The organism is Paenibacillus sp. JNUCC32 (genome assembly GCF_014863545.1).
Taxonomy (GTDB): Bacteria; Bacillota; Bacilli; order Paenibacillales; family Paenibacillaceae; genus Paenibacillus_AQ; species Paenibacillus_AQ lautus_A.
This window is the reverse complement of sequence record NZ_CP062260.1, coordinates 3336631-3357997: the sequence shown is the minus strand read 5'-3', so window position 1 is coordinate 3357997 and position 21367 is coordinate 3336631. Positions and strand designations below refer to the sequence as shown.

Genomic DNA, 21367 nt, shown 5'->3' with positions numbered 1-21367 from the left:
ATTTGGATTTATTCGAACAGCTGCAAATACTCGCCGTAGCCTTCCCTCTGCATTTCTTCCTTCGGCACAAACCGGAGCGCAGCGGAATTGATGCAGTAACGGAGCCCGTTCGGTCCGGGCCCGTCGTCGAACACATGGCCGAGGTGAGAGTCGCCTTTTTTGCTTCGTACCTCGGTGCGGACCATCATGTGGGTAAGATCCATTTTTTCCTTGATGTTGTATTCGCGAATCGGACGGGTGAAGCTCGGCCATCCGCAGCCGGCGTCGTATTTGTCCGTAGAACTGAAGAGCGGCTCGCCGGACACGATATCGACGTAAATGCCTTCCCCATGATGGTCCCAATACTCATTGTGGAACGGGGGTTCGGTGGCGTTGTTCTGCGTCACTTCATATTGTATCGGCGTCAGGCGCTGCTTAAGCTCGGCGGTATCCACAGGCTCCGACCAGTGCTGCTCAATGAAATCCTCCCGTCCGGAGCCTTTGCGATAGCGTTTGTAATGGCTCGGATTTTTCTTGTGGTAATCCTGATGGTATTCCTCGGCTTCATAGAAGGTGCTCGCCGGGATGATCGGCGTCACGATCGGTCCGTCGAAACGTCCGCTGGCCGCCACGGCCTGCTTGGATTGCTCCGCAAGCACGCGCTGCTCCTCCGTATGGTAAAAAATAGCGGTGCGGTAGGATGTCCCGCGGTCATGGAATTGTCCGCCCTCATCCGTAGGATCGATTTGCTGCCAGAAAAGCTCGAGCAGCTTCTCATATGGGAAAACTTCCGGGTTATAGGTGATTTGAACGGCCTCATAATGGCCTGTGGTATCGGAGCATACCTCTTCATAGGTTGGATTTTCCTTGTGGCCGCCAGTATAACCGGAAACGACCTTCAGAATGCCCGGCAGCTCGTCAAAAGGAGAGACCATACACCAGAAGCAGCCTCCCGCAAAGGTAGCCAATTCGCTTGGGGTTGAACGATTATTCATATATTATCCCTCCATCGTTTGATAACAATATAAAATGTAAGTCTTATTGTTATTATAATCATTTTGGTCAAGGAAACCAAAATATTGCTCCGATTATGTCGTTCTCCCCTTATACCACCGGAAAGCGGCCATGAACAAAGCGGTTAGCAGCATAAGTCCTGCCGCAACAGCCGCGAAGATGACCGGATGATCGGCCAATCCGCTGCCAAGCCAGGCGTACAGGAGGATGGCTGGAATTTTGCCGATGGCGGAAGCGGCGGTGTACGTCCAGAATGGGATGGAGGCGACGCCGGCATATAAATTGACGGCCATTTGGGGTATCACGGGCAGCAGGCGGGCGAGCAGGATCGACTGAAAGGGGCGCCGTTCGACCGCGGTCGTAAACCTATGTATAGCCGTGTATTTCCCAAGCAGCCGTCTGCCGGACTCCTGGTATAAAGACCGCACAGCCGCATACAGGATGACGGCGGCGATCGTCGTTCCGAACCACGATATGGCTGCCGCCCAGACGGTGCCGTATGCATACCCGAGAATAGCGATGACTACTTTGTAGGGGGCAATGGGAAATAAGGCAAGCAGGGCTGCCAGCAGGATCATGAGGAAGAGCGGGGGATCGCTCTCCAGCCACTCCGTGATATCATGCCTGTATGAAAAAGCAAGTGCCAGTACTGCCGCATATAGGATGGGGATGATCCATCTCTTCATGTAGAATCCTCACTTTGCATCGTTGACTTGAATAGCACCATGATAGCAAAAAAACAGGCATGCTGCCCGTTTTTCGAAGACTCTCGCAATCGATACTATGGAAAAATTTGAATATACAAGCGGTTTTTCGTATGTTATAATATGTCCAACCGAATAGTTCCCAAAGGGGAGTAGCTTCATAAGAAAACCTCTGTCGTGGCCTTATCAAGGATGAACAACCGCGACTTCAACGGTAGGTTTTCTTGCGATATAGAATCTCATGGGCTCTGCCGATGACTTATAAATTCTATATCGTAAGTAAAGTCGTCATTACGGGACTAACCATCCCCGGCTTTATTGGCAACGATGAGTTGTTTAGCGAGACCTTTGCCTGATTGTTTCATGATGAGGTGGAGGTCTATTTTTGCGCCCAAAAAACGCTGTAGACCCTACCGATGAAGGGAACAGCGTTTTTTTGGGTGGAGGACATCGGTAGGTGAAAGCCTAATCAGAACATGAAGAAAGGGTGGGGAATCATGGATTTGCTTTCGATGGAATTTTGGACCGCGCTGCTGTCGATTGTCCTCATTGACCTCGTGCTGGCAGGCGATAATGCTATCGTTATCGGTCTCGCCGCTCGCAATGTCCAGAAAGAGGACCAGAAGAAGGTCATCCTGTGGGGAACCGTCGGTGCGATCATCATACGGATCGTAGCCACGCTGCTCGTTGTCCAGCTCTTGATGATCCCCGGCTTGCGCTTGATCGGCGGCATCGCGCTGCTGTGGATCGCCTACAAGCTGCTGGTCGATGAGAAGCAGCATGAAATTTCCGCGGGCAACCAAATGTGGGCGGCTATCCGTACGATCATCATCGCGGATGCCATGATGGGACTGGATAACGTTCTTGCCGTAGCAGGCGCTGCCGGTGAAAGCTTCATGCTCGTTATTGTCGGACTTGCGATTTCCGTTCCGATCATGGTGTGGGGCAGTACCATTATCCTGAAGCTGACGGATCGCTTCCCGATTATCATCACGATCGGCGCTGCGGTGTTAGCCTGGACCGCATCGAAGATGGTGGTGGAAGAGCCGATGATTCACGGCTGGTTCGCAAATGGCGTCGTGAAGTACGGGTTTGAGGTTATCGTCATTGCCATCGTCATCGGCATCGGAACCTGGATGAAGAAGAAGAATGAGCACAAAGCGAAGAGCAACCCGGTACAGGTAAAGATGGTCGACTAGTTTAAGACTTTGTCTGAACGGGAACCAAGCGGTATAATGTCTTCATGAACGAACAGAGCCCATAAAACCCTGTTCGCATGAGGAGGAGTAATGCATGGAATCTGCGGGGAAGTCCGTAGAAGAACGGATAGCGGAATCGTACCGTCAGGATGAGGATATGATGATCCTCGTATTTGCCCAGTGGTGTGTGAATCACGGTCTGGATCCGGCTGAGCTGTACCGTAAAGCCTATCCGGATCAACCGGACAATGAGCGGTTGACGCGCGTGCTTGAACTGACGGTGCCCAAAGAAGAGGCTGGGGAAATACAGGATCAGACCCTGCTTGGCGTCCTGTCGATGTTCGGTAATGAAGACTTGGCTATCGTTGTTGCCGAGGCAGCGGCCACCCTTGGACCTGACAAGAAGTAACGGAATCATGGAATATCTTACATCCGATTCAAAGAAGGAGCGGGTCGATCAAGGAAAAACCTTGGTCGGCCCGCTTTTTTACCGTGGAAGTATGACCATTAATTGGAGGTTCGGCTGGACATGCGGAATTGCTTAGGCGAAACGCCGAATCGGGAACGGAAAACGCGGTGAAAATAAGTGTAGTTCGCAAAGCCGGAGGTTTCGGCGACATCCTCCAGGGAGAGGGGGCTGAAAACGATCCGTTCCTTTGCCATGCTCAGTCGCACGTCCATGGTGTACTGCATGATGGTGGTGCCGAATGCTTCCTTGAACAGATGGACTGCCCGGGAAACGCTGATGCCGACATGGGCGGCGACATCCTCCAGCTTGAACATGGAGGAGGCATTCTCCTCAATGTAGTTCTTCATGCGGTAGGCGAGATACGTCTTGGGGGTTGTTGACGGCTGCTCCGATAACAGGCGGTCCACCTCAAGGCACAGAATCCGCACGGTGTAATCCGAAATCTCGGGATAAGGATCCGATACGCGCCGCTGCTCGAGCAGAATTTGCCGAAACAGACTCAGGTAACGCTCCTCCAGCGGCACCCTGATTTTGGTCGGGCGTTTCTTGGAATTCCACCACGCGTCCGCCCAAGGCCCTTTGAAAAAAATATGATAATCGCCGCTTTCGATGGTCAATTCACCCAATGCGTTGTATTCGTCATCGATTCGAAGTTCATAAGGCTGTCCGGGCGTGAAGATCAACAGATCCCCTGCCTCGACGAGCGACAGCTTGCCGTCGATTTTGGCGCGGCATTTGCCGTCGGTCTGCCAACGCATCAAATAGGTGTCGAAACCGTCCGCCAGGGACATCTTGAAAGGTTTGCGATGAAATGAGAAATCCGCTGCTACGACTTGGTTGGAAAGATTTGAATCCATTGCTAAAGTCCCCTTTGAAGAATAAGAAAATAATGACCAGATTGTTCATGTTTTAATCATATTCTTCATTTTAAACGAAAGCATAAAAGAATACCATTGTACTAGTCCGAGCACATCTATTGGTTCAAGGAGTGACATCAATGAAAAAAATGAGAGCAGGTATAATTGGCTGCGGAACCATCAGCGGCGTATACTTCACGAACTTGAAAAACAGCCCTTGGGTTGAAATCGTGGCATGTGCCGATCTCATTCCGGACAACGCCAAAGCGAAAGCGGAAGAGTTCAACATCCCGAACGTATACACGGTTGAGGAGATGCTCGCACAGACGGATATTGAATTTATTATTAATTTGACCATTCCGGCCAGCCATGCCAATGTCGATATCGCCTCCCTGGAAGCAGGAAAGCATGTCTATAGTGAAAAACCGCTGGCCATAACCCTTGACGAAGCCCGCCGCGTTCTGAATATCGCGGATCAGAAGGGGCTTCGCGTCGGCTGCGCACCGGATACGTTCCTAGGCTCCGGCGTACAGACGGCCAAAGCGGCCATTGAATCCGGGCTGATCGGCAGACCTGTTGCCGCAACGGCGTTTATGATGGGGGCTGGACCGGAAGCATGGCATCCCAATCCCGAATTTTTTTACGCGTCGGGCGGAGGTCCAATGATGGACATGGGACCTTATTATGTGTCGGCCCTGGTAGAGCTGCTGGGTCCCGCAAGCCGGATCAGCGCATCCACAGGCATCCAGATCCCGGACCGTTCCGTCGGCTCCGGCCCGCTTCAAGGAAAGCCGATCACGGTTCAGACGCCGACGCATTTGGCAGGGACGCTGGATTTTGAGAACGGTGCCATTGCAACCATGATTACCAGTTTCGATATCTTTGGCGGGTCCAATCTGCCCTGGATCGAAATCTACGGCACGCAGGGCAGCCTGAGTCTCGGCGATCCGAACTACTTCAACGGGGAAGTGAAGCTGCGCAAGCACGGCTCCGAGGAATGGGAATTGCTTGAGCCCGCCTTCGAATGCGGGAAGAACGAGCGGGGTCTGGGCATCCATGATATGATCCAATCGATTCATGAGCAGAAGGACCATCGCGTAAGCGGGCGCTTGGCTTATCACGTGCTGGAGATCATGCAGTCCTTTCAGCAGTCTTCGCTGGAGGGCAGGCATATCGTTCTGCAAAGCACGTACCGTTATGGCAAACTTCCGGCACCTCAGCAGGCCGAATCGGCAGAATAGGGAACTGGAAGCCTGGTCCATATTCTTGTAAACTGGTTATGAACAACAGGCAAACCAGCTTCTGACGGATCTGGCAGGATGATGAGCTCTTGCCCGGCGATCCGCATGAAAGCGTTGCACTAATATTGGGACAGCTCCAATAAGATCAACAGTATGGGGAGGAAATGGACATGTCGAACACGTTGAAAATCGGAATTATCGGCTGCGGTGGAATCGCCAACGGCAAGCATATGCCGAGCTTGAAGAAGCAGGCGCAGGCTGAATTGGTCGCTTTTTGCGACATCGTGGAAGAGCGTGCGCAGAAGGCAGCAGCCGAATATGGGGTTGAAGGCGCTAAAGTGTACACGGATTTCAGGGAATTGCTGAAAGACGGCAGCATTGACGTCATCCATGTATGTACGCCGAACGATTCGCACTCCGAAATCACGGTAGCATCCCTGGAAGCCGGCAAGCACGTGATGTGCGAGAAGCCGATGGCAAAAACGGTTTCCGAAGCACAGGCCATGCTGGACGCCGCAAAGCGCACAGGCAAAAAACTGACCATCGGTTATAACAACCGTTTCCGGGACGACAGCATGTATTTGAAGGGGATCTGCGAGGAAGGCGAGCTGGGCGAGATCTACTACGGTAAAGCCTTGGCCATCCGCCGCCGTGCCGTTCCGACTTGGGGCGTATTCCTTGACGAGGAGAAGCAAGGCGGAGGTCCGTTGATCGATATCGGAACCCATGCGCTGGATTTGACCTTGTGGCTGATGGACAATTACAAGCCGAAAAGCGTGCTGGGATCCACGTTCCATAAATTGGGTCAGCGCGAGAATGCGGCGAATGCGTTCGGTCCGTGGGATCCGAAGGAATTCACGGTAGAGGATTCGGCATTCGGATTTATTACGATGGAGAACGGCGCTACGATCGTTCTGGAATCCAGCTGGGCGCTTAACGTCCTGGAGATCGGCGAAGCGAAAGCCGTTCTGGCGGGAACCGAAGGCGGAGCCGACATGAAAGACGGCTTGCGCATCAACGGCGAGAAAATGAGCAGACTGTATGAAACCAAAGTGGATCTGAACGCCGGCGGTGTAGCTTTCTATTCGGGCTCCAAGGAAAACGACTCGGACCGTGAAGCAAGAATGTGGCTTGAAGCGATTATAGAGGATAAGGATCCGGTCGTTAAGCCGGAGCAGGCGTTTGTGGTGACGCAAATCCTGGAAGCGATCTATGAATCGGCGAAGACGGGTAAAGCGGTTTATTTCGACAACTAAATCTTGCAATCAATATGATGACTAAGCCAAACCAGGAGGTTATACAATGAAATTAGGCGTATTTATGGTATTGCTGAGTGGACGTAAACTGGAGGATGCATTGGACTACGTGGCATCCAAGGGCCTTAAAGCAGTTGAAATCGGAACAGGCGGTTATCCCGGAAATGCACATTGCAACCCGGTCGAGCTGCTGGAGAATGAAACCGCGCTGAAAAACTTCAAAAACGCGGTGGAATCCCGCGGGCTGATCATTAGCGCACTGAGCTGCCACGGCAATCCGCTTCATCCGCAAAAGGCAATCGCTAAAGAATTCCATGACACATACGTAAAAACGGTGGAGCTTGCCGAAAAGCTTGAAGTACCTGTTGTCAACACATTCTCCGGCTGCCCAGGCGACCACGAGGATGCCAAATACCCGAACTGGCCGGTAGCGCCTTGGCCTAACGACTATCAAGAGATCCTGACTTGGCAGTGGGATAACAAGGTCATTCCTTATTGGACCGAGTGGGGTAAATTTGCGGCAGACCGCAATGTCAAAATTGGTTTGGAACTGCACGGCGGCTTCTCCGTTCACACGCCGGGCACGCTGCTCCGTTTGCGCGAAGCCGCAGGCGAAGTGATCGGTGCCAACCTGGATCCGAGCCACATGTGGTGGCAAGGGATTGACCCTGTTCAAGCGATTCAAATTTTGGGCCGCGAAGGAGCGATCCACCACTTCCATGCGAAGGATACTAGCATTGATCCGATTAACGTGAACAAACACGGTCTCACGGATATGCAGTCGTATGCGAACATGCTGGATCGCGCTTGGCAGTTCCGCAGCGTAGGTTACGGACACGATGTGAAGGAATGGGCGGATATGATGAGTGCTCTTCGCCTGGTTGGATATGACTATGTCGTGAGCATTGAACATGAAGACGGACTGATGTCCGTTGAAGAAGGCTTCTCCAAAGCGGTGCAAAACCTTCAGCAAGTGCTGATCGAAGAGCCGCTCGGAGAAATGTGGTGGGTCTAACAGCGTAGAGAATAACGAATAAGCAATTAGGGGGAACAGCAACATGCTTAACGTAACCATATGGAATGAATTCGTGCACGAGAAAATCCATGATGAGGTTCGGAGCGTTTATCCGACGGGCATTCACACAGCTTTGGCGGAGGGTCTGCAAAATCCGGATTTCATCATTAGAACGGCAACGCTCGACCAGCCGGAGCATGGATTGACGGACGATGTACTGGATTCAACCGATGTGCTGTTGTGGTGGGGGCATATGGCTCATGACCAGGTAAGTGACGAAATCGTAAGCAAGGTCGTAAAACGCGTGCAGGATGGTATGGGACTGATCGTTCTCCATTCCGGACATTTTTCCAAACCGTTCAAAGCTTTGATGGGCACGAGCTGCGATTTGAAGTGGCGCGAAGCAGGAGAACAGGAAATTATTTGGAGCGTGAATCCGACGCATCCGATTGCGGCGGGAATTACGGGACCGATCATCATCGAGCACGAGGAAATGTACGGGGAGTTCTTTGACATTCCGGCCCCCGATGAGCTGGTATTCGTCAGCAATTTCGAGGGCGGGGAAGTGTTCCGCAGCGGATGCACATTCAAACGCGGGCATGGGAACATTTTTTACTTCCGTCCAGGGCATGAGACCTATCCAACCTACTACAACCCCGAAGTGCTGAAAGTGATCTCCAATGCGATTAACTGGGCTCATTCCACGGCAGGCAAGCAAACGTTCGGCAACAGTCAGCCGGTTCGCGCGCTTCCCGTTTTAGTCTAAGCTATAAACAGCGCATTATCTTAATCATCAACGAACGAGCCGTTCAAGGTACAGTCCTTGTTCGGCTCGTTTTTTTGGTATGTTGGGGCTGCTTTTTCGAAATGTTTTTGCCGGCTGGGGATAGAATATACGTGAATATGGGGTATTGTATGATATAGGAGAGGGGGGCTGTACACATGAACGAAGTACAAAGCGCACCTGTAGATCCCGCAATCATCGCCATATGCCGGGCCAGGCTCGTCCATCAACCCGTTGAGGGCTTCCTGCTCGGAAGGGGAGTCCGCTTTGCGAAAATCATGTTCATCGGGGAAGCGCCCGGGGCTCATGAAGTTTTGGAAGGCAAACCTTTCGTAGGGCAGGCCGGACAAGAGATGAACGCGTACCTGGAACGTCTGAAACTGACGCGGGACCAGGTATATATTACCAGTGCCATGCGAAGCAGGCCCTACAAGGATAAAGTGCTCGTGAGGCCTTCGGGCGAGAATGTCATCAGCCGATCGAATCGCACGCCGACCAAGGCGGAAATTTTGGCGCATGCGCCTTTGCTTGATGAAGAGATCCGATGGGTCCGCCCGGACATCCTGGCACCGATGGGAAATACGGCGCTGCACCGGTTAATCGGAAGCCATGAAACGGTGACGTCGCTGCACGGCAAGCTGATGGAGGGCCCGGTTCAGCAAGCGGCAGATCCGGAAAATCCCGGAGCAGGCTATGTTTTTTCACCGGAGACCTATAAGATATTCCCTCTGTTCCATCCAGCGGCGGTGCTGTATAATAGGAAATTATCCACTTTGATTGAGGACGATTTGGATATTTTGGCTCGGATATTAGGGGGATAAGCGCTGATTTTCTGGGAAAAAGGGGCTAGGAGGTTTTCAGCTTCTCGAAAATATGCTAAAATGAAACATACTTACAATTCGTAAGTTTTCTAGATTTTTGGGTAAGCTTATGAGTTTCTATAAACAAGGTGACTTCGTAAAGAGGTGAAGGGATATGGAAGTTACAAATGTTACGATGTGTCCCCGTTTCGAATCGGCCTTTTCTTTTCTGGGCAAACGGTGGAATGGCTTGATTATTCAAACGCTGATGAGCGGGCCTAAGCGCTTTAAGGATATTTCGAATTTGATTCCGTCCATGAGCGATAAAATGCTCTCCGAGCGGATGAAGGATTTGGAATGCGAAGGCATACTGATTCGTCATGTCTATCCGGAAACTCCGGTACGTATTGAATATGAACTGACTGAAAAAGGCAAAGCACTGCGTCCGGTGATGGAGCAAATTTCATCCTGGGCAGAACAATGGGTCGACAGATGAGTCATCTTAAGACTCCCGTTGACGATTAAACCCTGGCATGAGATATCCTCATTTCAGGGTTTTTTTTCTAACCAGAATGGCTGATTTTTCGTTTCGTCCTGCAAAAATATCCGGACATGCACCAAGCTGACGCACCTTCTATATGATGTAATAATCCAGGCGGCATATCAAGGAGGCGAGCCCATGATCAAGCGAACGAATATCTCCCGGTTCCATTATGGACAAGAGGACATCTCAGAGCTTGAAAACGCTTCATTACAAGTGCTTCATATATTTGAGAAAACCAAGCGGGTGCTGAGCCAGTATGTACCGGAAACACTATGGTCGGCCGTGTGTGGAACAAGCCCAGACGCTGTAGCATCCCTTAGCCAAGACGGCACAGCTCGGGTCGACATGTTCCAGAAGTGGGTCAAGGCTCCCGGCGGATGGAAGTTCATTGGTTATGAAACCGAAACATTGAATTCGTCTTCCGAGCAAAATAAGGGACGGATGGGAAGATTCCTGCATATGATCATCTGGTCGCTCTACGAGAAAATCGTGATGCTGCATCCCTTCCTCGGCAGCGAAGCGTTCTTCGACGGGGAGGAGCTGGACGTGATCGCCCATTATTTTGTGCCTACGTATATTAGTGCCTTACCTTTGGTGCAGCAAGGAAAAGCCTATAAGACCATTCAGGCCGGCATCGTACTGTACCAGGAGCATATCGAGGCGCCTGCCGTCATCATGCAGTCGGAAGGAGGCCTTTTGGAGGGGAATTGGATGACCGGGGTGAACCTGGATGCGGGGGGATTTGCCGGAATTCGTCCCTATTTAAAAGTGCCCGGCGGCGAACGAGCCTATATGGAAGCCGAAATCATATAGCATGCGGCTTTTTAGGATAACCTTGTTCCAATCGGACAGGGTTATTTGGTATTTTTATTTAAATTTTAAAGATCAATGTGAAATAAATCACAAAAATATATGCCTTTACACGATATAATTTACTTGTAAGCAGTGGAATACACGAGCACAAGATCACGTGTTGGGGAGGAATCAAACGATGTCCAATATAAAGAGAGATAAGTTGGTTGTCATTGGCAACGGTATTGCAGGCATAAGCACGGTCGAGCAAATCATTAAATTGGGTGGGAAATTTGACATCACCGTCATTGGACAGGAGCCTCACCCGAACTACAATCGCATTATGCTGTCCTATGTGCTGGAAGGCAGCAAAACCTTGGACGACATTGTATTGAATGACTGGAAATGGTACGAGGACAATCAGATCACCCTGCATACGGGGGTGACCGTCACCGCCATCGACGGGGAGCGCAAGGTAGTGACGGCCGATAACGGATTGACGGTTCCTTATGACAAAGTGATTATAGCTACAGGTTCGAAACCTTTTATATTGCCTGTACCGGGCAGTGATAAAGAGGGAGTTATCGGATTTCGAAACATCGCCGACTGCACGCAGATGCTTCAAGCCGCCAAGGCATACAAGAAAGCGGCCGTCATCGGCGGAGGGCTGCTGGGTCTGGAAGCCGCTAAGGGATTGGTCAGCCTGGGCATGGAGGTGACGGTGGTTCATCTCATGCAGGATTTGATGGAGAGCCAGCTGGATTCCATGGCATCGGGGATGCTGCAAAGGGAGCTGGAGCGGCAGGGCATCCGGTTCTTATTAGGCAAACAAACCACGGAAATCATGGGCGATGAGAGGGTCACGGGGCTGCGGTTCAAAGATGGGGATGAGCTTGAAGCGGAACTCGTGGTCATGGCCGTGGGGATCAGAGCGAACGTTGCTGCCGCCCAAGCGAGCGGTATCGAAGTGAACCGGGGAATCGTAGTCAACGATTATCTTCAGACCTCCTGGCCGGATGTGTATGCGGTCGGCGAATGCTGCGAGCATCGGGGGGCATGCTACGGCCTGGTTGCGCCGTTGTTCGAGCAGGGACAGGTTCTTGCCAAGCATCTCTGCGGCGTGGACGGCCAGCCTTACGAGGGCAGCATCGTATCGACGAAACTGAAAATCAGCGGCGTTGATGTATTCTCCGCAGGAGAATTCATGGAGCAGGCTGAGCACTCGGTGATCGCGGCAAAGGACGATTGGCGCAAGACTTATAAGAAAATCCTGCTGCGCGACAATATCATCGTCGGCGCGATATTGTTCGGGGATGTCAGCGATTCGGCCAGCCTTCAATCCATGATACGCAAAAAGACGGCCATGACCGAGGAGATCTATCAGTCGATCATGGGCACCGAATGTGCAGGGAAAGGAAGCGGCAAGGCCTTCTCGCTGGATAAGATGCCCGACGATGAAATCGTCTGCGGCTGCAACGGCGTAACCAAAAAGGCCATTGTGGATGCCGTGACGCTTCAAGGCCTCACGACGGTGGACGAAATCAAAGCTTGCACGGGAGCGACCCGTTCTTGCGGAGGCTGCAAGCCAGTCGTGGAGCAAATCCTTCAGAGCGTACTGGGCGATGGCTTTAAGACGGCAGGCAAACAAGGCATATGTTCGTGCACCACGCTCGACCGGGACGAAATCGTCGCCGAAATCAGCGCCAAGGGGCTGACTACGACGAAGGAAGTCATGCATGTTCTGAACTTCAGCAACCCTGAGGGCTGCTCGAAATGCCGTCCCGCCATCCATTATTATCTGGCGATGCTGAATCCGGTGACCCATCAGGAGGAGAGGGAGTCCCGCTTCGTCAACGAGCGGATGAACGCCAACATTCAGAAAGACGGCACTTACACGGTAGTGCCAAGAATGTACGGCGGCGTTACCACGCCGGAGGATTTGAAGAAAATTGCGGACGTATCGCTTAAGTACAATGTTAAGGTCGTTAAGGTAACCGGCGGACAGCGACTGGATCTGATCGGCGTGAAGAAGGAAGATCTGCCAAGCGTATGGGAAGAGCTGGATATGCCGTCCGGTTATGCTTATGCCAAATCGCTGCGGACCGTCAAGACCTGCGTAGGCTCCCAATTCTGCCGCTTCGGCACGCAGGATTCGATGGGCATGGGTGCATTCCTCGAGGAGAAATTCGAGCGGCTGGATTTTCCGGCGAAGTTTAAAATGGCGGTCAACGGATGTCCGCGAAATTGTGCCGAATCGTGCACGAAGGACATCGGGATCGTCGGCAATAACGGCGGATGGGAGATATTCGTCGGAGGCAACGGCGGAACGAAGGCACGCCTGGCCGATTCGTACTGTAAAGTGAAAACGGACGAGGAGCTGATCGAGATCTGCGGCGCCTTGATGCAGTACTACCGTGAAACCGGCAAGTACCTCGAGAGAACGTCGGAATGGGTAGAGCGTCTGGGACTGGAACAAATCCGTGCGGCGGTCCTTGATGATGCTAAACAGCGTAAGGAGCTGGTGGAAAGAATTGAGCTGGCCCTGCAGCAAGTGGAAGATCCGTGGAAGAAAGTGCTGAACGACGATAAGCTGCGCAATACGCTGTTCCAGGACGCAAGACCGGTCGGCAGCAAGTAATCGAGGGGGAGAACGGTTCCCCCCTCGGCTGCCGGATTATAGAGAGCTAATTGCTTGGATAGGAATCGAACAAGAGAAGTGGAGGCTGCGCATTATGGAAACCGGAACTTATATCACGGTAGGGAATGAACATGAATTTCTGTCGCAACTCGGAAGGGTGGTCCAAATCGGTGACCGGGAGATTGCCGTCTTCCGGACCTCGGATCATCAATGGTTTGCTTTGGAGAATAAAAGCCCGCATCCAAAAGGAGGTCCGTTAGCCGAAGCCATCGTATCCGGGCATTACATTTACGATCCGTTATACGATTGGAAGATCGAGCTTTCGACAGGGCTTGTGCAGGCTCCGGATAAGGGCCAAGTTCGGATATATCCGGTTCGCGCCGTGGACGGAAAGGTTGAGGTAGGTGTATAAGGCCGTAATAAGCAGCTTCAACAGACGAAACCAAGAGGTGGTAACCCATGTTTAACAATGATGTGGAAGCCGTCGTCAATGCCGCGGTCGCCAAAAAAGAGCAGATGAACAACAACTTGCTGCGCTACATGGTATCGGCCATGCTGGCCGGCGCTTATGTCGGCATTGGGATCGTATTAATCTTTAAGCTGGGCGCGCCGCTGGCAGCCGCCGGTTCGCCTTTCCAGTCCCTCGTCATGGGAGCCGCATTCGGGATTGCGCTCACGTTGGTTGTGTTTGCCGGTTCAGAGCTGTTCACCGGAAATCATATGTTTTTTACGATAAGCACGTTATCCAAACGAACGACGATGGGGGACACGCTGAAAAACTGGGGCCTTGTGTTTATCGGCAATTTGGCGGGAGCGATCCTGCTCAGCTATCTGGTTTACGCTTCCGGCCTGTTCAAAGGGCTGCCGCCCGATCATCTCATCTTCACGGCAGCGGCCAAGAAAATGAACGATCCGTTCATGGAGCTGTTTTTTAGAGGCATATTATGTAACTGGCTTGTATGTCTGGCCCTGTGGATGGGGATTCGGGCCAAAGGAGAAACCACGAAACTGATTTTAATATGGTGGTGCCTGTTTGCCTTCATTGCGACAGGGTATGAGCATAGCGTAGCGAACATGTCGCTTCTGACGCTGGCGACGATATTGCCGGGACATCCCGAGACGGTATCCATCGGCGGCTGGATCAACAACATGGTGCCGGTCACGCTGGGGAATATCATTGGCGGCGGGTTGTTTGTAGGCATGGCTTACTGGTTTATCTCTTCGGGAAAAGGGAACAAGCAAAAGTAAGCTGTGATAGGCGGTGAAACGGAGGAATTCCATCCTTCTAGTTCATTGCCAGAGAAAGTCCAACCTGGTGAATAAACAAAGAAACCGTTCTTGGTTAAATGGTCTGTCATTCGTCCATTCGCCAAGCAACGGTTTCTTTTTTTGTATACGATACAACCATTCCAAGAAATTTGGGACAAAGGCAATGGGAGGAACGATGCGCACACGGAACGTCCCCAAACAGAAATAGTGGGCTCCCCGTCAGATGTAATGTTCTTTTGGGAAATCCGCTTTTTTTGGAGATGTCATCGCTGAAGGGAGCAGGAGGGCAACAGCATAAATAAGCTGTCCTCCTCAGTCATTGAACTGAAAGGACAGCCGTGAGAATCTTGCCTTCCAAATCGTTTACCGATGTTCCACCAGGTCGATCGCACCAAGCACCATATGAGCCAGTCCGAAGCCTAGAATACCGGTTGCAGCGAATTTATACCTGCTGCAAAGCAGAGCGGCACCCGAAGCAGAAACCACGGTTCCAAGAACTGCAGGAATCAAACCTTCACGCATGCTGAGCACTCCCTTTGATTTGGATTGGAAAGACAAGGCTTATTGTAAGCAGATGCCCATATATTATGCACCGAAGGGGCTTTAGGCGGATCAAATCCGGCAGATTTCGTTCGGACACAGCTCGCAGTGGCATATTTCCTGCAGCATCGGCAGATCTTTGATAACAATCATGCCGCCGGCATATTCGATGGCGTCCTTTTTGCGAAGGTCGCTTAGCATCCGGTTCACGCTTTCGCGGGTGGCCCCGATCATGTTCGAAAGATCGGTGTGGGTGATCTTTTTGTTGATGAGAATGGTGCCATCCTCTTGATGCTGCCCGTAGGTATTGCCCAGACGAATCAGCGTCGACGTTAATGCGCCGGGCTTGCCGTACATCATGAGATCACGGAATTTGGTCTGCGTGATGCGGTGGTGTATACCCATCCACTTCATGAAATCAATCGCGAAGTCGCAATGCTGGCAGATCAATAGCTCAAGGTCCTTGTGCTCGATGACCCCGACTACGCTGTCCTCAAGCACCTCTGCCGAAAAACTGTGGTTGTTGCTGAAGAATGGATCGGCTTGCCCGACCATGTCTCCTGGATGGTACATATATAGAATAAGCTCTTTGCCTTCATCCGTCGATTTGGTTAATTTAATTCTTCCTTGTTTAACGAAGTACAGCTTGTCGGCGAAGTCGCCTTCCCAGAACAAATGCGATCCTTCAGGGAGTACCCTTTCCTTCATGGTGACCAGCAGACGGTTGCGGTTTTGTTCCGAGAAGCACTGGGTGTTCCCTAAGTTTTCGATTTCCATTACATGGTCTACAGTTTTCATGGTGGTATCCCCTAACATCCTAAAATTTGATCTGTTTAATCTTTAAATACATTATAACGTGAAAACATTCACTTGTGGGGCGGAACAAGAGGGAAATCATGGCGAATTTTCAAACATTGTGATCTCTTTCACTTGAAAGAGGGAAAAGACAGGTATAAATCACACAGAAAAGATAAATTTTAATATTGTGAAATATTTCACATGATTTAAGGAGCGTCTGTGTTACGATCGAAGCGTAGACAAAAAAGAACATGAACCATGGGAGGATGAGAGATATGGCTGTGAGCAAAGGAACAACGGTTGAAGTGAAGGGACAAACGGCAGCAGAGTACATTCAAGGTCTGATCGACAAGGCGAATCGGGCAAAAGAAAAGTTTATGAAACTCGATCAGGAACAAGTCGACGGAATTGTGCAGGCCATGGCCATGGCCGGACTTGAGAAGCACATGCAGCTGGCGAAAATGGCGGTTGAAGAAACGGGCCGCGGCGTGTATGAAGACAAAATCATCAAAAACCTGTTTGCCACGGAGTATATCCACAACAGCATCAAGTACGACAAAACGGTAGGTATCATCGAAGACAATGCCTATGACAGCTTCCAAAAAATTGCGGAGCCGATCGGGATCATCATGGGGATCACACCGGTAACCAATCCGACCTCGACCACCATATTCAAGGCGCTGATCTCCATCAAAACAAGAAATCCGATCATCTTCGGCTTCCATCCATCCGCGCAGGCATGCAGCAGGGAAGCCGCGCTCATCCTGCGGGACGCCGCCGTGAAACAAGGCGCTCCGGCCGACTGCATCCAGTGGATCGAGGCTCCTTCCATGGATAAAACCAATACACTCATGAACCATCCTGACGTTGCCTGCATTCTGGCTACGGGCGGATCGGCGATGGTCAAAGCAGCATACAGCTGCGGCAAGCCTGCCCTCGGCGTAGGTCCCGGCAACGTGCCGTGCTTCATCGAGAAAAGCGCGGACCTCGATCAAGCGGTGAACGACTTGATTCTATCCAAGACGTTTGATAACGGCATGATCTGCGCATCCGAGCAAGCCGTCATTATAGAGGAGCCGATCTATCATACCGTGAAGAAAAAAATGATCGCCAGCGGCTGTTATTTCGTGAACAAGGAAGAGCTGGCGAAGCTGACTGCGCATGCCATGGTAGCGGATAAATGCGCCGTCAATCCTACCATCGTCGGACAGCCGGCAGCCAAGATTGCCGAGGCTTGCGGCTTTGAGGTACCGGAAAGCACCAAGATCCTGGTCGCCGAGCTGGAGGGAGTCGGTCCTGCTTATCCGTTGTCCGCCGAGAAGCTGAGCCCGGTGCTGGCCTGCTATAAAGTGAAAGATGCGGAAGAGGGCATCGCGCGCGCCGAAGAGATGGTAGCTTTTGGCGGCATGGGCCACTCGTCGGTCATCCACTCGCACAATGAGGACGTCATCCTGAAATTTTCGGATCGTATGAAGACCTGCCGCATCCTGGTCAACCAGCCTTCCTCGCAAGGCGGCATCGGGGATATCTACAACACGAACCTGCCATCGCTGACGCTCGGCTGCGGTTCGTATGGCCGGAATTCCACGTCGTCGAACGTGACGGCCGTCAATCTCATCAACGTGAAAAGGGTGAACCGCAGAACCGTGAATATGCAGTGGTTTAAAGTGCCGGACAAAATTTACTTTGAAAAAGGCTCGACGCAGTATCTCGCCAAAATGCCTGACATCACCCGCGTCGCGATCGTAACCGACCCCATGATGGTGAAGCTGGGATATGTGGAGCGGGTAGAGCATTACCTGCGTCAGCGCAGACTGCCGGTAGCCATCGAGGTGTTCTCGGAAGTCGAGCCGGATCCATCGACAACGACCGTAGAACGGGGTACGGAGATGCTGGAACGGTTTCAGCCGGACTGCATCATCGCCCTCGGCGGCGGATCGCCTATGGATGCCGCAAAAGCGATGTGGCTGTTCTATGAATATCCGGATACGGATTTCAACAACCTGAAGCAAAAATTCATGGATATCCGAAAACGGGTCTATAAATATCCGAAGCTGGGACGAAAGGCGAAATTCGTAGCCATTCCGACAACGTCGGGAACGGGCTCGGAAGTAACTTCGTTTGCCGTCATCACGGACAAAGTGCAGGGAAATACCAAATACCCGCTGGCAGACTATGAGCTGACGCCGGACGTGGCGATCATCGATCCGGAATTCGTGTACACCTTGCCTAAAACGGCGGTGGCCGATACCGGCATGGACGTCCTGACGCATGCGATTGAAGCCTACGTATCGGTGATGGCCAGCGATTACACGGATGGGCTTGCCATCAAAGCCATACAGCTGGTGTTCCAGTATCTTGAGCAATCGGCGCTGACCGGCGACAAACTCGCCCGCGAGAAAATGCATAATGCTTCGACGCTTGCAGGCATGGCCTTTGCGAACGCGTTCCTGGGCATCAACCATAGTCTGGCGCATAAATGGGGCGGACAGTACCATACGGCGCACGGACGGACCAATGCCATACTGATGCCGCACGTCATTCGCTACAATGCCAAGAAGCCGACGAAATTCGCGGCATGGCCGAAGTACACCCACTTCGTGGCCGATGAAAGATATGCCGAGATCGCACGGATTCTTGGACTGCCTGCAAGAACGACGGAGGAGGGCGTAAACAGCCTGATCGCCGCCATCCGCGAGCTGAACAGCAAGCTCGGCATCGAGGAATCGTTCCAGCAGTTGGGCATCGATCCACAGGACTTCGAGAGAAACGTCGAGCATTTGGCGGACCGGGCTTTCGAAGATCAGTGCACGACCAGCAATCCGAAGCTGCCGCTGGTGACAGAGCTTGCAGAAGTATATCGCAACGCCTTCTATGGACGTTTCTAAACAGGAATGGGACAGAAGGCTGATCCTAAATTCCATTAAAAATGGTGGTAGAAGCCAGGGGAGCCCGGAATCAGAGTGATAAAAATCACGGATAACCACAACTTTGTGATTTTTATCACAGATGCTGCGGATCAACAGGACTACAATAAAGGTGTAGCAGAAAGCTGAATCTCAGATCTTTGATATAGAAGCTTGAAGGCACATGGCGGGGCAGAGATGCCATTGATCGTGAAAATAATCACATTTAAGATCTGAGATAGATCAATGTGTGGCCCCGCCAGTCCCTGCAAGCTGCAGCATAATCTAGGAGGGATTCAATATGTCGGTGATTGAAAAAGAAGTTGGCTGGAAAGGTTTTAAATCAGGTAAATGGACCAAGCGCGTTGACGTTAACGATTTTATTGCAGAAAATATTACTCCATATTATGGCTCTGATGATTTCTTGGCGGGACCTACGGACAACACCAAGGCACTGTGGGATATCGTATCGGATTTAACCAAGAAGGAGCGGGATAACGGCGGGGTTTTGGACGTGGATGTCCATACGCCTTCGACCATCACCTCCCACCGGCCCGGCTACTTGGATAAGGATAAAGAACAGATCGTCGGCGTGCAGACCGACGAGCCGTTCAAACGCTCGATTCAGCCTTTCGGGGGCATCCGGATGATGATTGATGCGTGCAACGCATACGGCTTCGAAATGCCGCAGGCGGTTGTGGATATCTTCAACGGCATCCGCAAAACGCATAACCAGGGCGTATTCGATGCCTATACTCCGGAGATGAGAGCAGCGCGCAAAGCCGGGATTATTACGGGGCTTCCCGATGCATACGGCCGCGGCCGCATCATCGGCGACTACCGCAGAGTATCGTTATACGGCGTGGACGCTCTGATCCAGGACAAACTGAGAGAACTCGGCGAGCTTGAAGTGGACGCCATGGACGAGCCGGTGATCCGTCTGCGGGAAGAGCTGTCCGAACAAATGCGCGCCCTCAAGGAACTGAAAGAAATGGCCGGCATGCACGGCTTTGACATTTCCAAACCTGCGAATACGGCGAAGGAAGCATTCCAATGGCTGTATTTCGGTTATTTGGCCGCGATCAAGGAGCAAAACGGCGCTGCCATGTCGCTTGGCCGGGTATCTTCTTTCCTCGATATTTATATCCAGCGGGATTTGGCTGAAGGCATCCTGACGGAAGAGAAAGCCCAGGAGCTGGTGGACCATTTTGTCATGAAGCTGCGGATCGTGAAGTTCCTGCGTACGCCGGATTACAACGAGCTGTTCAGCGGCGATCCGACGTGGGTGACCGAATCCATCGGCGGCATGTCGTTGAACGGTGAAACGAGAGTAACCAAGAACAGCTTCCGTTTCCTGCATACCTTGTACAATCTGGGACCTGCACCGGAACCGAACTTGACGGTGCTGTGGTCGGAGAAGCTTCCGGAGGCCTTCAAAAAATACTGTTCGAAGGTATCGATCGAAACGAGCTCGATCCAATATGAGAATGACGATCTCATGCGTCCGATCTATGGGGACGATTACGGCATCGCCTGCTGCGTATCCGCCATGCGCATCGGGAAGCAGATGCAGTTCTTCGGAGCCAGAGCGAACCTGGCCAAAGCGCTGCTGTATGCAATCAACGGCGGAAAGGATGAGAAATCCGGCGCCCAGGTCGGACCGGAATATCCGGCGATCACCGCTGAGGTTCTGAGTTATGACGAGGTCATGAAGCGCTTCAAGCCGATGATGGAATGGCTCGCGAAGCTCTACATGAATACCCTCAACGTGATTCACTACATGCATGACAAATACAGCTACGAGCGGATTGAAATGGCGCTTCACGACCGCGATATCCTGCGGACGATGGCATGCGGCATAGCGGGCCTGTCCGTAGCAGCGGATTCGCTGAGCGCGATTAAATATGCGAAGGTGAAGCCGGTACGCAATGAGCAAGGGATTGCGGTGGATTTTGAAATCGAAGGCGATTTCCCGTGCTACGGCAACAACGACGACCGCGTGGACGGCATCGCCGTTGAACTGGTCGAGGCCTTCATGAGCATGATCCGCAAGCACAAAGCCTACCGCGATGCCATGCCGACCCAATCGGTGCTCACGATTACGTCGAACGTGGTATACGGCAAGAAGACAGGAACCACGCCGGATGGACGCAAAGCAGGCGAGCCGTTTGCGCCGGGCGCAAACCCGATGCACGGACGCGATAAGAAGGGAGCCCTCGCTTCGCTGACTTCAGTAGCCAAGCTGCCTTATGAGGACAGCCTGGACGGCATCTCGAATACGTTCTCGATCGTGCCGAAAGCCCTGGGCAAAGAAAGCGACATTCGGGTAAACAATCTGGTTGCCATGCTGGACGGATACTTTGGCAGCAAGGCCCACCATTTGAACGTGAACGTGTTTGACCGTGAGCAGCTGATCGATGCGATGGAGCATCCGGAGAATTATCCGCAGTTAACCATCCGGGTATCCGGCTATGCGGTCAACTTCGTCAAACTGACGCGCGAACAGCAGCTCGATGTCATTAACCGTACCTTCCACGGATCGATGTAAGGATGGAAGACAAC

General features: G+C 52.0%; 19 protein-coding genes. 14 read left to right on the top strand and 5 right to left on the bottom strand.

What is annotated here, in order from left to right; translation table 11 throughout:
- Positions 1–8: 8 nt before the first annotated feature.
- Both msrA and JNUCC32_RS15125 read right to left on the bottom strand, forming a co-directional pair.
- Positions 9–974, bottom strand: a complete 966-nt coding sequence (gene msrA, locus JNUCC32_RS15130) for a peptide-methionine (S)-S-oxide reductase MsrA (protein WP_096773208.1) — start codon at positions 972–974, stop codon at positions 9–11.
- Between the two features lie 93 nt (positions 975–1067).
- On the bottom strand, positions 1068–1679 hold the full coding sequence (locus JNUCC32_RS15125) for a TVP38/TMEM64 family protein (RefSeq protein ID WP_015734419.1): 612 nt from the start codon (positions 1677–1679) through the stop codon (positions 1068–1070).
- 515 nt (positions 1680–2194) lie between these two features.
- Between JNUCC32_RS15125 and JNUCC32_RS15120 the strand changes: the two genes are divergently transcribed.
- Positions 2195–2896, top strand: a complete 702-nt coding sequence (locus tag JNUCC32_RS15120) for a TerC family protein (protein WP_015734420.1) — start codon at positions 2195–2197, stop codon at positions 2894–2896.
- Positions 2897–2990: 94 nt separating this feature from the next.
- Positions 2991–3305 (top strand): hypothetical protein, encoded by a 315-nt coding sequence (locus JNUCC32_RS15115; RefSeq protein WP_192572516.1) that lies wholly within the window; start codon positions 2991–2993, stop codon positions 3303–3305.
- 98 nt (positions 3306–3403) lie between these two features.
- Here the strand turns inward: JNUCC32_RS15115 and JNUCC32_RS15110 are convergent, their stop codons facing one another.
- Positions 3404–4222 (bottom strand): AraC family transcriptional regulator, encoded by an 819-nt coding sequence (locus tag JNUCC32_RS15110; RefSeq protein WP_090911011.1) that lies wholly within the window; start codon positions 4220–4222, stop codon positions 3404–3406.
- A gap of 140 nt (positions 4223–4362) precedes the next feature.
- Here JNUCC32_RS15110 and JNUCC32_RS15105 point away from each other — a divergent pair, with 140 nt between their 5' ends.
- The 10 genes from JNUCC32_RS15105 to JNUCC32_RS15060 all read left to right on the top strand — a co-directional run bounded on the left by JNUCC32_RS15105 (position 4363) and on the right by JNUCC32_RS15060 (position 14540).
- A complete protein-coding gene (locus tag JNUCC32_RS15105; RefSeq protein WP_009592824.1) occupies positions 4363–5463 on the top strand; it encodes a Gfo/Idh/MocA family protein in 1101 nt (366 codons plus the stop codon).
- Positions 5464–5633: 170 nt separating this feature from the next.
- Positions 5634–6719, top strand: a complete 1086-nt coding sequence (locus tag JNUCC32_RS15100) for a Gfo/Idh/MocA family protein (protein ID WP_015734422.1) — start codon at positions 5634–5636, stop codon at positions 6717–6719.
- 46 nt (positions 6720–6765) lie between these two features.
- On the top strand, positions 6766–7734 hold the full coding sequence (locus JNUCC32_RS15095; RefSeq protein WP_009592834.1) for a sugar phosphate isomerase/epimerase family protein: 969 nt from the start codon (positions 6766–6768) through the stop codon (positions 7732–7734).
- Positions 7735–7777: 43 nt separating this feature from the next.
- Complete coding sequence (locus JNUCC32_RS15090) at positions 7778–8500, top strand: ThuA domain-containing protein (protein ID WP_009592827.1); 723 nt, start codon at positions 7778–7780, stop codon at positions 8498–8500.
- Positions 8501–8676: 176 nt separating this feature from the next.
- On the top strand, positions 8677–9339 hold the full coding sequence (locus tag JNUCC32_RS15085; protein ID WP_192572515.1) for a uracil-DNA glycosylase: 663 nt from the start codon (positions 8677–8679) through the stop codon (positions 9337–9339).
- Between the two features lie 154 nt (positions 9340–9493).
- Entirely contained in the window at positions 9494–9814 is a 321-nt protein-coding gene (locus JNUCC32_RS15080; protein ID WP_009592832.1) for a winged helix-turn-helix transcriptional regulator, read from the top strand.
- Positions 9815–9997: 183 nt separating this feature from the next.
- Complete coding sequence (locus JNUCC32_RS15075; protein WP_192572514.1) at positions 9998–10675, top strand: hypothetical protein; 678 nt, start codon at positions 9998–10000, stop codon at positions 10673–10675.
- Positions 10676–10853: 178 nt separating this feature from the next.
- Entirely contained in the window at positions 10854–13292 is a 2439-nt protein-coding gene (nirB, locus tag JNUCC32_RS15070; protein ID WP_192572513.1) for a nitrite reductase large subunit NirB, read from the top strand.
- Positions 13293–13386: 94 nt separating this feature from the next.
- Positions 13387–13704: a nitrite reductase small subunit NirD gene (nirD, locus tag JNUCC32_RS15065; RefSeq protein WP_009595012.1), complete on the top strand. Its 318-nt coding sequence runs from the start codon at positions 13387–13389 to the stop codon at positions 13702–13704.
- A gap of 47 nt (positions 13705–13751) precedes the next feature.
- Complete coding sequence (locus JNUCC32_RS15060) at positions 13752–14540, top strand: formate/nitrite transporter family protein (RefSeq protein WP_192572512.1); 789 nt, start codon at positions 13752–13754, stop codon at positions 14538–14540.
- A 384-nt stretch (positions 14541–14924) separates the two neighbouring features.
- Here JNUCC32_RS15060 and JNUCC32_RS15055 read toward each other — a convergent pair whose 3' ends face one another.
- Positions 14925–15083: a hypothetical protein gene (locus JNUCC32_RS15055; RefSeq protein ID WP_009595014.1), complete on the bottom strand. Its 159-nt coding sequence runs from the start codon at positions 15081–15083 to the stop codon at positions 14925–14927.
- A 90-nt stretch (positions 15084–15173) separates the two neighbouring features.
- On the bottom strand, positions 15174–15899 hold the full coding sequence (locus JNUCC32_RS15050; protein ID WP_009595016.1) for a Crp/Fnr family transcriptional regulator: 726 nt from the start codon (positions 15897–15899) through the stop codon (positions 15174–15176).
- A 275-nt stretch (positions 15900–16174) separates the two neighbouring features.
- Here JNUCC32_RS15050 and adhE point away from each other — a divergent pair, with 275 nt between their 5' ends.
- Complete coding sequence (gene adhE, locus JNUCC32_RS15045) at positions 16175–18787, top strand: bifunctional acetaldehyde-CoA/alcohol dehydrogenase (RefSeq protein ID WP_192572511.1); 2613 nt, start codon at positions 16175–16177, stop codon at positions 18785–18787.
- A 319-nt stretch (positions 18788–19106) separates the two neighbouring features.
- Positions 19107–21353 carry a formate C-acetyltransferase gene (gene pflB / locus JNUCC32_RS15040; RefSeq protein ID WP_192572510.1) on the top strand — a complete coding sequence of 749 codons (2247 nt, stop codon included), beginning with the start codon at positions 19107–19109 and terminating at the stop codon, positions 21351–21353.
- The last annotated feature ends 14 nt before the right edge of the window (positions 21354–21367 follow it).

Excerpts from the sequence above, each read along its gene's own strand:
- JNUCC32_RS15075 (WP_192572514.1), top strand. The coding sequence starts at position 9,998 with ATGATCAAGCGAACGAATATCTCCCGGTTCCATTATGGACAAGAGGAC.
- JNUCC32_RS15050 (WP_009595016.1), bottom strand. The coding sequence starts at position 15,899 with ATGAAAACTGTAGACCATGTAATGGAAATCGAAAACTTAGGGAACACC.
- nirD (WP_009595012.1), top strand. The coding sequence starts at position 13,387 with ATGGAAACCGGAACTTATATCACGGTAGGGAATGAACATGAATTTCTG.
- JNUCC32_RS15095 (WP_009592834.1), top strand. The coding sequence starts at position 6,766 with ATGAAATTAGGCGTATTTATGGTATTGCTGAGTGGACGTAAACTGGAG.
- JNUCC32_RS15100 (WP_015734422.1), top strand. The coding sequence starts at position 5,634 with ATGTCGAACACGTTGAAAATCGGAATTATCGGCTGCGGTGGAATCGCC.
- JNUCC32_RS15125 (WP_015734419.1), bottom strand. The coding sequence starts at position 1,679 with ATGAAGAGATGGATCATCCCCATCCTATATGCGGCAGTACTGGCACTT.
- JNUCC32_RS15080 (WP_009592832.1), top strand. The coding sequence starts at position 9,494 with ATGGAAGTTACAAATGTTACGATGTGTCCCCGTTTCGAATCGGCCTTT.
- JNUCC32_RS15120 (WP_015734420.1), top strand. The coding sequence starts at position 2,195 with ATGGATTTGCTTTCGATGGAATTTTGGACCGCGCTGCTGTCGATTGTC.
- adhE (WP_192572511.1), top strand. The coding sequence starts at position 16,175 with ATGGCTGTGAGCAAAGGAACAACGGTTGAAGTGAAGGGACAAACGGCA.
- nirB (WP_192572513.1), top strand. The coding sequence starts at position 10,854 with ATGTCCAATATAAAGAGAGATAAGTTGGTTGTCATTGGCAACGGTATT.
- pflB (WP_192572510.1), top strand. The coding sequence starts at position 19,107 with ATGTCGGTGATTGAAAAAGAAGTTGGCTGGAAAGGTTTTAAATCAGGT.
- JNUCC32_RS15110 (WP_090911011.1), bottom strand. The coding sequence starts at position 4,222 with ATGGATTCAAATCTTTCCAACCAAGTCGTAGCAGCGGATTTCTCATTT.
- JNUCC32_RS15105 (WP_009592824.1), top strand. The coding sequence starts at position 4,363 with ATGAAAAAAATGAGAGCAGGTATAATTGGCTGCGGAACCATCAGCGGC.
- JNUCC32_RS15090 (WP_009592827.1), top strand. The coding sequence starts at position 7,778 with ATGCTTAACGTAACCATATGGAATGAATTCGTGCACGAGAAAATCCAT.
- JNUCC32_RS15085 (WP_192572515.1), top strand. The coding sequence starts at position 8,677 with ATGAACGAAGTACAAAGCGCACCTGTAGATCCCGCAATCATCGCCATA.
- JNUCC32_RS15055 (WP_009595014.1), bottom strand. The coding sequence starts at position 15,083 with ATGCGTGAAGGTTTGATTCCTGCAGTTCTTGGAACCGTGGTTTCTGCT.
- msrA (WP_096773208.1), bottom strand. The coding sequence starts at position 974 with ATGAATAATCGTTCAACCCCAAGCGAATTGGCTACCTTTGCGGGAGGC.
- JNUCC32_RS15060 (WP_192572512.1), top strand. The coding sequence starts at position 13,752 with ATGTTTAACAATGATGTGGAAGCCGTCGTCAATGCCGCGGTCGCCAAA.
- JNUCC32_RS15115 (WP_192572516.1), top strand. The coding sequence starts at position 2,991 with ATGGAATCTGCGGGGAAGTCCGTAGAAGAACGGATAGCGGAATCGTAC.